This window comes from Microbacterium sp. Clip185 (assembly GCF_028743715.1).
Lineage (GTDB): Bacteria > Actinomycetota > Actinomycetes > Actinomycetales > Microbacteriaceae > Microbacterium.
Map to the genome: position 1 here is coordinate 2,518,167 of NZ_CP117996.1, position 12,453 is coordinate 2,530,619.

Sequence of the window (12,453 nt, forward strand, 5' to 3'; positions counted from 1 at the left end):
TTCGAGGGACGCGAAACGTCGCCGAAACCGCCGATTCGCCGCATCCCGGGTCCCTCGAACACGGAGGGGACGCGCCGCCGCGATCGGGAATAGTTGACGCGCCTCAACGATTGACCATATGGTTGACCTATCTCAAACGTTGACATGTATCAACTTCCTGCGCCGACGACGCCGCACCCCACCGAAGGATGCCGCAGTGACCACCACCATCTCCCGACCGACGGACGCGTCGAGCAAGACCTCGCGCCGTCACGTCCTCGAAGCACTGTCCGGGCTGCTCCTGGGCATGTTCGTGTCGATGCTCGCATCGACCGTCGTCTCGACCTCGCTCCCCGTGATCATCCACGACCTCTCCGGAGACCAGAGCTCGTTCACCTGGGTCGTCACGGCGACCCTCCTGACCACCGCGATCACGACGCCCATCTGGGGCAAGCTCGCGGATCTCACGAACCGCAAGGTGCTCTATCAGCTGGCCATCGCGATCTTCGTGCTCGCCACGGCGGCTGCCGGGTTCTCGCAGAGCCCTGAGATGCTCATCGCGTTCCGCGCGGTGCAGGGCATCGGCGCCGGTGGTCTCGCGGCGCTCAGCCAGGTGATCATGTCCGACATCATCAGCCCGCGCGAGCGCGGTCGCTACATGGGCCTGTTCGGCGCCGTGATGGCGGTCGCGACCGTCGGCGGCCCTCTTCTCGGCGGCGTCATCACGGATGCGTGGGGCTGGCGATGGAACTTCTTCGTCGCACTCCCCTTCGCCGTCGCGGCACTGCTGATCGTGCAGCGCACCCTCCACCTGCCCCAGCGCACATCGCGCAAGGTATCGATCGACTACATGGGCATCGTCCTGCTGGGCACCGCCGTGTCGCTCCTGCTGATCTGGATCACCCTCGCCGGCAAGGACTTCGAGTGGTGGAGCCTGAACACGCTGTTCATGGTCGGCGGCGCGGTCATCGCGACGGTTCTGTTCATCGTGGTCGAGCTGCGCGTGCGCGAGCCCCTCATCCCGCTGACACTCTTCCGCAACCGCACCTTCACCCTGGCCGTGATCGCCTCGATCGCCACGGGCATCGCGATGTTCGGCGCCTCCGTGTACCTGAGCCAGTACATGCAGTCCGCCCGCGGCGCCACGCCGACCGAAGCGGGCGTCATGACCATCCCGATGATCGCCGGGCTGCTGGTCGCATCCATGGGCGTCGGCGCCCTCATCACGCGATTCGGTCACTGGAAGCCCTACCTCGTGGCGGGCGGCGTGCTGCTCACGGCGGGCTCAGCGCTGCTGTCGACGATCCACTACGACACCCCCTTCACCCTGGTATCGGTGTACATGTTCCTGCTGGGCGCCGGCGTCGGCATGACGATGCAGAACCTGGTGCTCGTCGTGCAGAACACCTCCCACCCGAGTGAGATCGGCGCCGCGAGCTCGGGCGTCACCTTCTTCCGCAGCCTCGGCGGCACGATCGGCGTCTCCGTCATGGGCGCGGCCCTCGCGGCCCGCGTGACCGACCTGCTCGCCGACCGAGCGGACGAGGTCCGCACCACGCTCGCCGGACTCGGCAAGGCGGGTGCGGAGTGGGCCACGCAGCTGAGCTCCGGAACCCTGCCGCAGGTTGCGGCCATGCCCGAGCCGCTGCGGGTCATCTTCGAGGATGTGTACGCGAACGGCATCTCGCACGCGTTCCTCATCGCGGTGCCCGTCGCCGTGCTCAGCGTGCTGGCGATCGTGTTCCTCCCGAACACCCCTCTCACGCGGATGACCACGACCGAGCGGGCGCACGCCTCCGAGGCGGATCTCGCGACGGTCTCGGTGCCCGAGGCCATGGCCACGCTGACGGCGACCGGCACCGTCGCGACGCAGCCGGGAACGCCGGATGCGGGCGACGAGCGCAAGTAGAGTGATGGCGATGTCCGAGAAGTCGAGCGACGAGGAGCGCACCGAAGCCGTGCGTGCTCTCGAGGCACAGTTCAGCGACCTCATCGGACAGTTCCGACGCGTCATCAGCGAGAACGCGCACCGCGTCAGCCCGGGGCTTCTCCCCGGGGCGTACAAGGTGTTCACGACCATCGCACGCCACGAGACCGTGACGCAGGCGACGTTGGCGGATCATCTGCTGCTGGACAAGGGCCAGCTCAGCCGGACGGTACGCGAGCTCGAAGCCCTCGGTCTCATCACACGCTCCCCGGACCCTGCCGACGGCCGCTCCAGCCTGCTCTCACCCACCGAGTACGGGATGGAGCGACTCGCCGCCGCGCGAGCCCCGCAGGAGGGCGTGCTCGTGCGCGCACTCGAGAGCTGGGACGTGTCGGACATCGACAACCTGCGCCGCCTGCTCCAGGCCTTGATAGCCGGCATCCGGCCCGACACGGTCTCCTGACCGGCCAGAACGAGGAGCCCCCGCACCGACGATCGATGCGGGGGCTCCTGCTCGTCTCAGCCGGCGTGCACGGCGATCTCGTGCACGCGGGCGATCTTCGCCTCGGTCGTCGAGGCGGAGGGGTTCGTCACCACGAGCCTCAACTGGTCGACCCCGGCGACGCCGACGGCGATCTCCCTGGCGCCCTGCGTGTTGCCGGTGACGGTGGCCACCGTCTGCCACCCGGCGTTCGTGTGCACCTCGACCGAGAAGTCCACGAGCACGGTGCCGGTGCTCGTCCCGTATCCGCTGTAGATCCCCACCGAGGCCACATCGAGCGGCTGGGCGAGAGTAAGCGTTGCGGTGGGCGTCGTATCCCCCACCGCGGAGAGCCAGCGGCCGGCATCCGAGCAATCACCGTCGACCGCTTTCGAGCCCGGCGTGGACGCGCTGTTCTGCGAGGACACCTGCACGCCGGCGCCGATCGCGTCGTGATCCGCGCAGGGTGATGTGTTGGGCGAGCCCGCGAGCCAGTCCTTCACGAATTGGCCCTGGTGCTCACCGGCGAGGATGTTCCAGTCGTAGTCGAACATCTGGGGCTTCCAGAAGTTGTCGAGGATCCACGCCTGCCATCCGATCCAGGGGCGCGCATCCATGTATGTGCGAAACGGCACGCCCCAGTTCGTCGTGGTGCCCGCGGTGATCGAGTCCGAGAACTCCCCCGGCGGGTTCCAACCGAACTCGCTGACCACGACGGGAAGCGTCTGGGCCGCGGTGCCGAACTTCTGATCCAGCAGCGCGGTCGTCGGCGCACCCTGGTTCGGATACAGGTGGTAGACGTAGGCGATGTCGTCTCCGACGATGGGGTCGGTCAGCGCGCCGTTGAGCATCGTGCTCCACTGCGGAGACCCCATCAGAAGCAGCGTGTCGGGCGCCACCTCGCGGATGCCGTCGACCACCGGCTGGATGTAGTCCTTCCAGGTCGTCCAGCTCGCCGGAGAGATCGGCTCGTTGAACACTTCGAACACCACGTTGGGGTTCGAGCCGTAGATGGGCGCGATGTAGTCCCAGAACCGCTCGACCGTCGAACGCGGCACGGCGCCGGCCGCATCCCCGTAGTTGCGCACGAGGTGCAGGTCGATGATGAGGTAGACGCCGCGCTCGACTGCCTGTGTCACATAGGGGGCGATGTACTGAGCGTCGTAGGCGGCGAGATCCGTCGTCGCACCGATCTCGGTGACCGGCAGGCGAACGACGCGCGAGTTCCAGTCGACGGCCACGTCGATGAGCTCGGATGTGGGGCGCGCATTGCAGTACTCGCAGAGGTCGTTCTGTTCGGGGGCGAGAACGGAGACGCCGCGCAGCGCCACATCGTCGCCGTTGGCATCGACGATGCGGTTACCCTCGACCTGCAGGGCGGGTAGCGGCGCCGCATCCGCCGCTGCGGCTTCTGGCTCCGCGGCCGCGTGCGCCGCAAGAGGGACGGACAACGCCACGGCGGCGAGAGCCGACGCGAACGCCAGGCCCCACCGTCGAGGGGCGCGTGAGGAGGATCGGTGCATGGTGTGTTCCCTTTCCTGTTCGTCGCGGGCCTCGTTGCCCACGACGCTTCCGGCCGGAGCCGGGAAGACGCTCACCCGGTGGGCACCGCCGCATCCCGAGAAGCCGACTCCGGCTTCCAGTGATGCGTGCGCACGTCTTCGGGCCAGCGCAGGCTGATCCCGAGCGTGCGGGTGAGAAGACTCTGGTACTCCTCGAGCAGCCGCGGCTCGGCGCGCACGGCGCGCGGCGGTCTGGCCCGTTGCAGACTGAACGCCGCGAGCGCCCCCACAGCCTCGCCGATCGCCCACTCGACCGGGTGGAGTCGGTAGCAGCCGTTCGTGATGTGGGTGGTGCCGATGTTCTTGCCCGCCGGCAGCAGATTGTCGACCCGCACCGGCAGGAGGGCGCCCAGCGGGATCTGGAACGGATACGACTCGATGTCCACGTAGGTGCGCCCAGCGGTGCTGGGATGCAGGTCGATCCGGTAGTGCCCCAGGCCGACGCTGTCGGCGAAGATCTCGCTGCCCACGCCCGCCCCGCGCGCCTCGACGCCCACATGCTGCTCCAGCACGCGGAACTCGGTGAGCGCTCGACGCGCTTCGCGGATGTACGGCGCCTTCGCGTAACCGTCGGAGGTGCCCGTCACGTCACCGCGAAGGCGCAGTCCCGGATACCCGTGCCCCCCGTCCTCACGGGGCGCCTCAGTCTGCATCCAGTACAGGAACGAGGCGGAGAGCTCCCGACTGGCGGCGAGCGCACGCTCGCGCTGCTGCTCGCCGACGCCCAGCAGCGGCGCCTCCCAGTAGTCGATCTGGGGCCAGTTCACGAGCGAGACGTCGGAGTCGATGGTGCCGTCGCGGAAGTTCTCCGCCGCCACCACCCGACGAAAGCGCCAGAGATCGAACGGCACATCGCGCGTCGGCCGCAGCTGGAAGATCGGTCGGGTGCGGACGCGGAGGCCGATGGGCTCGACGTCGACCCAGGACAACTGCGGTCCCGGCCAGAACGGATCCACGTGCGTCAGCCAGTGGTCGTACCGCGCGGGCTTGTCGCCCGTGTGATCCTCTCCCGGTCGATGCTCGAGCGCGAAGCACCACGAGATGGCCTGCTGGTCCATCGGGTCGGCGGTCTCGGGCGCATGCAGCTCGCCCGTGTCATCGCGCCCCTCGGCTCCGATGACGTGCTCTACACCGCCGAGCTCCAGCAGGTCGCCCAGCTCCGTGGCGTCGACGACGATCGGCGCCCTCAGCTCCTTCTCCGAGCCGTCGGCCGCGCGCACCGTCACCGAACGGATGCGGTCGGCCGCCGTCTCGACGGCGACGGGCCGATGCTCGCGCAGCACCCGCAGCCGGCCCGAAGCCAACCACGGCGCGATCATCTCCTCGATGACCGCCGCGGCCACGCGGGGCTCGTGGCAGAGGCGGCTGACGATGCCGAGCCCCGGATCCAGCAGCGGATCGGCCGCGGCCTTCGGCGTCAGCGGGTAGTTACGGCGGTAGTACGCACGCACGCGCTGGCGGAAGTCGGTATACCCGGGCGAGGCGTGCGGCCCTTCGATCCACGCGTTCTCGTCCGGCGGCACGGCCTGCGCGGTGAGCTGACCGCCGAGCCAGTCCGTCTCCTCGGTGAGCAGCACCCGCAGACCCAACCGCAGCGCCGTCAGCGCCGCGGCGACGCCGCCGCATCCGCCCCCGACGACGAGCAGATCCGCGTCCGCGCCGCTCATGCGCCACGCTCCGTCCGCGCCTCGGCGACAGTGGTCCCCGCGACGAGCTCACAGCGTACGAGCACGCTCTCTCGGGGTGCCGCGGGATCCTCGACCATGGCGATGAGCCTGTCGACGGCGATGCGGCCGATCTCCTTACGCGGGATGCGCAGATCGCTCCATCCCGCCCCTGTCGCCGCTGTGTCCTCCAGGACGGCGACCGACACATCGCCGGGGATGGAGACCCCGCGCTCGGCGAGCCGGGCACGCAGCGTGTCGGCGATCCGCTCCGACTCCACGACCACGGCTGTCGCGCGGCCGGTCGCGAGTGCGTCGACGACGGCATCGGGGAGCCCCGCGACCTCGTCGACGTAGCCCGGCGAGTCGTCGCGCAGCTTCAGCTGCTCCACGGCTTCCCGGTAGCCGGCGCGGCGGTCGTCGTAGGGCTCGCCGCCGATGGAGTCGCGCACATAGGCGATGCTGCGATGACCGAGGGCGTGCAGCCGCTCGACGATCTCTGCGGCTGCGCTCCAGTAGTCCGGCACGATGCAGGGGAACGGAGCGCCCGGAACATCGCGGCGTCCGATGTGGACGAACGGGTACCCGTCCTGCCAGAGCCTGGCGAGCTCGGCGCGGTCGGGACTCATGCCGAGCAGGATGCTGCCGTCGGCGATGGTGAGGCGATTGGTCTCCGCGCGGTAGATGCGCCGGGTTCCTGAGCCGTCGCCCGTGGAGCTGAACAGCACGAGGTCGTGTCCGCTCTCCTCCGCTCGCTCTTCGATTCCGAGGAGGAACTCGAAGTAGAAGGACTCTCGGGCGTGCGGGAACAGCGGCTCGAAAGTGTGCACGCCGAGCAGCTGGGTGCGCTTGCCGCGGAGGTTGCGTGCGACGGGGTTCGGCACGTAGCCGAGCTGCGCGATCGCCTCCTGCACCCGGCGGCGCGTCTCCTCGGGGATGCGGGACGAGGATGCGTCGCCACTGATGACCCGGGAGACCGCCGACTGCGAGACGCCCGCGAGGCGTGCGACATCGGCCTGACGTGCGACGCGCCCGCGAGGGGGAAGCGAGGACTGATCGGTCATGCGGGTGCCTCCGTCGGCGTCTCGGGGGTGGGGGCGGTCATCGAGGTGTCGTTGATGAGGTCGCCGCGGCCGACCTGGTGCAGCCAACAGTCGGCCCAGTGGCCGTCGGGCTGCACCGTCCGCGGGGGCGCCTCGGTACGGCAGCGCTCCATCGCGAACGGGCACCGCGGATGGAACCGGCACCCCTCGGGCGGCTCGATCAGGCTGGGCGGCTCGCCAAGATCGTCGGCGGTGCCGAACAGTTCGTCGCGGTCGAGGGTCGTGGCGCGGTGCGGATCGGGAGAGGACTCGACGAGCAGTTTCGTGTACGGATGCTGCGGGCGGGAGATCACCTCGTCTTTGGGACCCGCCTCGACCATCTGCCCCGCGTACATGACGACGATGTCGTCGCACAGGTAGCGGGCACTCGCGATGTCGTGCGTGATGTAGAGCATCGCGAGGCCGTCCTCGCGGCACAGGCGGTTGAGCAGGTTGAGCATCTCGAGCCGGATCGACACATCGAGCATCGAGATCGGTTCGTCACCCAGCAGCACGCGCGGTTTCACAGCCAGGGCCCGCGCGATCACCACGCGCTGGCGCTGGCCGCCGGAGAGCTCGTGCGGGAACTTGTCCAGGAAGTCACGGGCGGGGCTGAGGCTCACCCTTTCGAGGAGGGCGATCATCTGCTGCTCGCGCTCGGCCCGCGTGCTCGCCCCCTGGTGCAGCCGGAGCGCCCGATCCAGGTTGTGCCGCACGCGGTGGAGCGGGTTGAGCGAGCCGAACGGGTCCTGGAAGATCAGCTGCACGGCCTTGCGGTACGCCTTGTCCACGCTTCGCCCGGTCGCTACAGGCCGCCCGTCGAGCAGGATCTCGCCCGAGGTCGGCTCGTAGAAGCGGGCCAGCATCCGAGCGAGCGTGGTCTTGCCGCTGCCGCTCTCCCCCACCACCGCGGTGACGCGCCCCGGGACGAGGCGGATACTCGCCCCCTCGACGGCGCGCACGGTCGCGGAGCGACCCACGGCGCCGGTCACCGTGAAGTGCTTGGAGACATCGATCGCCTCCAGAACCGCATCGCTCATACGGGGACCTCCTCATCATGCAGGTGACACGCGACCTCGCGGTCACCACGGGTGCGCGGCAGCGGCAGGTCGCGCACGCACTTCTCGAAGGCGTGCGGACACCGCGGGGCGAAGGAGCACCCGACGGGCAGCGCTCGCAGATCCGGCGGCGTGCCGGGGATGCCCTCGAGCTTCGTGGCCGTCGCGTGCAACGGCGGGAACGAGTCGCGCAGCCCCTTCGTGTAGGGATGCAACGGTGAACGGTAGATCTCGGATGCGGCGGCCAGCTCCACGACGCGGCCCGCGTACATCACAGCGATGCGATCGGCGAGCTCGAGCAGCAGTGACAGGTCGTGCGTGACGAACACGACGGCGAAGCCGAACTCCCGACGCAGCCGCAGCACCTGCGCCAGGATCTGCCGCTGCATCACGACATCCACCGCCGTCGTCGGTTCGTCCATGACGATGAGCTCGGGTCGGCACGCGAGTGCCAGGGCGATGGTGGCGCGCTGGCGCATCCCGCCGGAGAGCTCGTGCGGATAGCTGCGCACGCGGTCGGCGGAGATTCCGACCAGCGACAGCAGGTGGCGCGCCTGATCCCAGGCCGCCGCCTTCGAGAGGGAACGGTCGTGGGTGCGCAGCACATCCACGAACTGCGCACCCAGCCTCATGACGGGATTCAACGCATCCATCGCGCTCTGCAGCACGATCGACAGGCGCGTCCAGCGCAGCTCCCGCAGTCTCTTGGGCGTGAGGGTCACGAGGTCGATGGCCTCGCCGCCCTCACGCGGGTGGTACATGATGCGTCCGGCGGTCGTCACGGCCGGCGGGCGCTGGAGGCGCGTGAGCGCCGTGATGAGCGTGGACTTGCCCGACCCCGACTCCCCCACGACACCGAGGATCTCGCCGCGTCGAAGTGAGAACGTCACGTCGGCGCAGGCGCGGGTGGGGGCGCCGAGCGAGGCGTACTCCACGCTGAGCTGCTCGACCTCCAGCAGGACGTCGTCGTCGCGTTCGGACACGGATGCGGCCTCCGCACGGCTCTCGGCGGCGATGGTCATCTCAGGCTCCTTCCACGGCGACCGCGGCGCGGCGCACGCGCGCGGTGCGCTTGGCGACGAGGCGCGACGCCGAACGCAGCTTGGGGTTGGCGAGCTCGTCCACGCCGAAGTTGATGAGGGCGGCGGCCGTGCCGACCAGCGCGATGCACAGTCCCGGAGGCACGAGCCACCACCAGAGTCCTCGCAGCACGGCGCTCTGCTGCTGTGCGGCTTGAATCATCGTCCCCCAGCTCACGGCGGAGGAGTCCGAGACACCGAGGAAGGCAAGGCCCGCCTCGGCCATCACGCCGCCGATCAGACCGCCGAGGAACATCGAGGCGATCCATCCGTACAGGTGCGGGAGCACCTCGGTGAAGATCAGGCGCGTGTGAGACTCGCCCATCATCCGCATCGCCTGGACGAAGTCGCGGCTGCTCACGCTCATCGCCTGCGCGCGGAGGGTCCTCGCACCGCCGGCCCACCCGAAGACGCCGATGATGACGGCGATCATGACGAGGCCGGTGCCCTGCAGGTAGCCCGCGACCACGAAGATCAGCGGCAGGACGGGCATCACGAGGAAGAGATTGGTCACGAAGTTGAGCGCCTGACCGGTGACGCCGCGGAAATAGCCGGAGGGCACGCCCACGAGGATGGCGAGCAGGGTGCCGATCGCCGCCGACAGGAAGCCCACGAACATCGAACCGCGAGCGCCCTCCACCACCTGGGCGAGCACGTCCTGGCCGAACTGCGTCGTGCCCAGAAGGTGCTGCGGGCTCGGCGGCTGCGAGATCGCGGAGATGTCGTTGGCGCGCGCATCCAGTCCGAAGATGTCCAGCAGCAGCTGTCCGAACAGCGCCAGCAGGACGAAGAAGGCCAGCACGACGACACCGAAGGTCACCTTGCCGTTGGCGAAGAGGCGATACTTCATGTCACTTCTCCTCTCGCACGCGCGGGTCGAGCCACGCATAGACGGAGTCCGCGATGAGGTTCGCCAACAGCACGGTGAGCGTCACGAGCAGGAAGACGCCCTGCATGACGGGGTAGTCGCGTTTCTGGAGCGCAGAGAAGAGCAGGTAGCCGATGCCGGGGTAGCTGAAGACGATCTCCGTCAGCAGCGCACCGCCGACGACTCCGCCGAGTGCCATCGCGAAGCCGGTGAACTGGGGCAGCATGGCGTTGCGGGCGGCGTACCGCCAGCGCACGCGCGACGACGACAGTCCCTTCGCCTGGGCCAGAAGCACGTAGTCCTCGCCGACGGTGGTCACCGTCATGTTGCGCATGCCGAGCATCCAGCCTCCGAAGGCGGAGAACACGATCGTCGCCGCGGGCAGCGCCCCGTACTGGAGCGCACTCAGGATGAAGGGCAGGTTGAAGCCCACCGGCAGGTTGGGGTCGTACCCGCCGGCGAGCGGGAACCACCCGAGGATGAACCCGAAGTACCAGACAGCGAGCAGCGCGATCCAGAAGTAGGGCACCGAGGACAGGAAGGTGGTGAGCGGGGTGACGATCGAGTCGAACCGCGATCCCGCCCGCCACCCGGCGGCCACCCCGAGGGCTGTGCCCAACAGGAAGGCGGCGATCGTCGTCGTGCCCACCAGCAGCAGGGTCCACGGCAGGCCGGTGGCCACGAGATCCGCGACCGGCACGGGGAAGTTCACGATGGAGACGCCGAGGTCGAACCGCGACAGCTGCACGAGGTACGCGCCGTACTGTTCGAAGAGGTTCTCCTGCGGGTTGCCGAACAGGCCCTGGATGGATTGCAGCGTCGCCGGAGGCAGTGCCTGCCCGCTCACCCGCTCGAGCTGATCGATGATGGCCGCCGAGGGGTCGCCGGGCATCAGGCGCGGGATCACGAAGTTGAGCGTGATCGCCGCCCACGCCGCGGCCAGATAGAAGCCGAGCCTGCGCAGCAGGAACATGCTCCGACCCCGTCTGGGCCTCTTCTTGGCCGTCACCTGCGCCACGCTGACCGTGGCGGAGGTGACGGCACCGGGTGCCAGGCTCATGATGCCGGTGTGAGGGAGAGCAGGGTGCGGATGGTGTCGGGCCCGAGGCTCGGGAAGGGGACGGCGTCGAAGTCGTCGGGGGTGGGCCAGCCCTTCCAGTGCGAGGCGTTCACGTCGACGAACCAGTACGAGTTGTACAGCGGCGAGAAGGGCACCTCGTCGACCACGATGCGCTGCATCTGCATCCCGAGGTCCTTCATGGTCGCCTCGTCGGCGGCCCGCGTCATCTGGGCGAGCACCTCATCGGTCTCGGAGTCGTTCCAGCGGCCGATGTTGGTGGCCGCGGCCGTACCGAGCGGCTCGACATAACGGCTGTCGAGGAAGCTGTACACGCCGTACACGCCCGCCCCACCGGTCGTCGCGATGGTCAGATCGAAGTCGCCGGTCTTCTGCTGGTCGTACAGGGTCGCGCCGGGTGCGCCCGCGGGGGCGACGGTGACACCCAGAACCTTCTTCCAGCTGTTGATCATGATGTCGGCGTACGCGTTCCAGCCGAAGTCCTGGTTGAACGAGAGTCGCGGCGTGAAGCTCTTGCCGTCCTTGACCAGCGCCCCGTCGACCACCTCGTAGCCGCTCGCCGCGAGGGCGGCGACCGCCGCATCGGCGTCGACCTCCTGCACCATCCCCTGGTACTCCGGAGCGATCCAGTCCGAGTAGATCTGGTCGACGAGGCCCGTGGGACCGGCCTCGGTACCTGGGCGGTTGAGGGTGGCGGTGATGTCCGACCGGGGGATCGACATCGCGAACGCGCGCCGCACGTTGACATCGTCGAACGGCGCCTGCGCGGTGTTGTACATCATCGAGTACGCACCGCCGGTGGCGTAGAGCTGGTAGAGGTTCGTCTCGGGGTTCTGAGCGACGAACTCCTGCTCCGCGTTGGGCCAGCCTACGGGGGCCCAGTCGACGTCGCCGCGCAGGAGCTGCGCCTTCACCGTCTCGCCGCTGGTCGCGAGGATCTTCATGTACGCCATGGGGAGCTTCCCGCCCCAGTAGTCATCGCGCGCCTTGAGGGTGACCTGCTGCGCGGCAAAGGCGTCGAGGGTGAAGGGCCCCGTGCCCACCGGGTCGGGGTTGGTCCAGGTGGTCAGATCCTGGTCCTTCCAGATGTGCTCGGGCACCATCGGCAGCGAGCTGGATGCGAACTGGTTCAGAGCGGCGAACGACGGTTCGTCGAAGGAGACCTGCACGGTGTCGTCGTCGACCTTCTCGACACCGGCGTACGTGACGCCGGCGAGGTTGAGTTCCGGACGCTCGAGCGGAAGCGAGAGCGAGTAGGCCACGTCATCGGCCGTCAGCGCCTCGCCGTCGGAGAAGGTCACGTCGTCGCGGATGTCGATCGTGAGCTGCGTGCCGGACTCGTCGAAATCGAGCGACTCGGCAAGCCACGGTTCGACGACGGCGCCGTTGGCATAGTCGATGCGGGCGAGCGGTTCGTAGATGAGCTCGGCGTTCGGAGCCTTCTCGGTCGCGGGCCCGAGAACGTTGTAGTTGCGGACGTAGGTGGTGCCGCCGTCGGACTTGCCGAAGATGATCGTGTCGGCTCTGGTTCCGCCGGCGGACGTCGTGCCGGCCGTGCAGCCGGCGACGGCGACGAGGGCGGATGCCGCGAGGACGGCGGCGAGGACTCGTCGGGTGGTGCGCATTCCTGTCTCCTTCGACTGGATGTTCTCGGGGTGTCACCGTGGCGGCGAGC

Annotated in this window: 10 protein-coding genes; 2 read left to right on the forward strand and 8 right to left on the reverse strand. The window is 68.8% G+C overall.

What is annotated here, in order from left to right; translation table 11 throughout:
- The first annotated feature begins 286 nt into the window (after positions 1 to 286).
- Both PQV94_RS12195 and PQV94_RS12200 read left to right on the forward strand, forming a co-directional pair.
- The gene (locus PQV94_RS12195; protein WP_443192726.1) at positions 287 to 1,888 is read left to right on the forward strand and encodes an MDR family MFS transporter; all 1,602 of its coding nucleotides are present in this window, start codon (positions 287 to 289) and stop codon (positions 1,886 to 1,888) included.
- 10 nt (positions 1,889 to 1,898) lie between these two features.
- Positions 1,899 to 2,369: a MarR family winged helix-turn-helix transcriptional regulator gene (locus tag PQV94_RS12200; protein ID WP_274286082.1), complete on the forward strand. Its 471-nt coding sequence runs from the start codon at positions 1,899 to 1,901 to the stop codon at positions 2,367 to 2,369.
- Positions 2,370 to 2,425: 56 nt separating this feature from the next.
- Here PQV94_RS12200 and PQV94_RS12205 read toward each other — a convergent pair whose 3' ends face one another.
- The 8 genes from PQV94_RS12205 to PQV94_RS12240 form a co-directional block, all read right to left on the reverse strand.
- On the reverse strand, positions 2,426 to 3,910 hold the full coding sequence (locus tag PQV94_RS12205; RefSeq protein ID WP_274286083.1) for a glycoside hydrolase family 5 protein: 1,485 nt from the start codon (positions 3,908 to 3,910) through the stop codon (positions 2,426 to 2,428).
- 71 nt (positions 3,911 to 3,981) lie between these two features.
- Positions 3,982 to 5,616, reverse strand: coding sequence for an FAD-dependent oxidoreductase (locus PQV94_RS12210; protein WP_274286084.1), 1,635 nt, complete (start codon positions 5,614 to 5,616; stop codon positions 3,982 to 3,984).
- A complete protein-coding gene (locus tag PQV94_RS12215; RefSeq protein ID WP_274286085.1) occupies positions 5,613 to 6,677 on the reverse strand; it encodes a LacI family DNA-binding transcriptional regulator in 1,065 nt (354 codons plus the stop codon). Before PQV94_RS12215 ends, PQV94_RS12210 begins: the two co-directional genes overlap by 4 nt.
- Entirely contained in the window at positions 6,674 to 7,735 is a 1,062-nt protein-coding gene (locus tag PQV94_RS12220; RefSeq protein ID WP_274286086.1) for an ABC transporter ATP-binding protein, read from the reverse strand. The genes PQV94_RS12215 and PQV94_RS12220 overlap by 4 nt, the downstream gene beginning before the upstream one ends.
- Positions 7,732 to 8,775 carry an ABC transporter ATP-binding protein gene (locus PQV94_RS12225; RefSeq protein ID WP_274286087.1) on the reverse strand — a complete coding sequence of 348 codons (1,044 nt, stop codon included), beginning with the start codon at positions 8,773 to 8,775 and terminating at the stop codon, positions 7,732 to 7,734. The genes PQV94_RS12220 and PQV94_RS12225 overlap by 4 nt, the downstream gene beginning before the upstream one ends.
- Before the next feature lies 1 nt (position 8,776).
- Entirely contained in the window at positions 8,777 to 9,682 is a 906-nt protein-coding gene (locus PQV94_RS12230) for an ABC transporter permease (RefSeq protein WP_274286088.1), read from the reverse strand.
- A 1-nt stretch (position 9,683) separates the two neighbouring features.
- Positions 9,684 to 10,760, reverse strand: coding sequence for an ABC transporter permease (locus tag PQV94_RS12235; RefSeq protein WP_337994359.1), 1,077 nt, complete (start codon positions 10,758 to 10,760; stop codon positions 9,684 to 9,686).
- On the reverse strand, positions 10,757 to 12,403 hold the full coding sequence (locus PQV94_RS12240) for an ABC transporter substrate-binding protein (RefSeq protein ID WP_274286089.1): 1,647 nt from the start codon (positions 12,401 to 12,403) through the stop codon (positions 10,757 to 10,759). Before PQV94_RS12240 ends, PQV94_RS12235 begins: the two co-directional genes overlap by 4 nt.
- Between the last annotated feature and the right edge of the window lie 50 nt (positions 12,404 to 12,453).

Coding starts and splice junctions, on each gene's coding strand:
- PQV94_RS12195 (WP_443192726.1), top strand. CDS start 287: ATGTTCGTGTCGATGCTCGCATCGACCGTCGTCTCGACCTCGCTCCCC.
- PQV94_RS12200 (WP_274286082.1), top strand. CDS start 1,899: ATGTCCGAGAAGTCGAGCGACGAGGAGCGCACCGAAGCCGTGCGTGCT.
- PQV94_RS12205 (WP_274286083.1), bottom strand. CDS start 3,910: ATGCACCGATCCTCCTCACGCGCCCCTCGACGGTGGGGCCTGGCGTTC.
- PQV94_RS12210 (WP_274286084.1), bottom strand. CDS start 5,616: ATGAGCGGCGCGGACGCGGATCTGCTCGTCGTCGGGGGCGGATGCGGC.
- PQV94_RS12215 (WP_274286085.1), bottom strand. CDS start 6,677: ATGACCGATCAGTCCTCGCTTCCCCCTCGCGGGCGCGTCGCACGTCAG.
- PQV94_RS12220 (WP_274286086.1), bottom strand. CDS start 7,735: ATGAGCGATGCGGTTCTGGAGGCGATCGATGTCTCCAAGCACTTCACG.
- PQV94_RS12225 (WP_274286087.1), bottom strand. CDS start 8,775: ATGACCATCGCCGCCGAGAGCCGTGCGGAGGCCGCATCCGTGTCCGAA.
- PQV94_RS12230 (WP_274286088.1), bottom strand. CDS start 9,682: ATGAAGTATCGCCTCTTCGCCAACGGCAAGGTGACCTTCGGTGTCGTC.
- PQV94_RS12235 (WP_337994359.1), bottom strand. CDS start 10,760: ATGAGCCTGGCACCCGGTGCCGTCACCTCCGCCACGGTCAGCGTGGCG.
- PQV94_RS12240 (WP_274286089.1), bottom strand. CDS start 12,403: ATGCGCACCACCCGACGAGTCCTCGCCGCCGTCCTCGCGGCATCCGCC.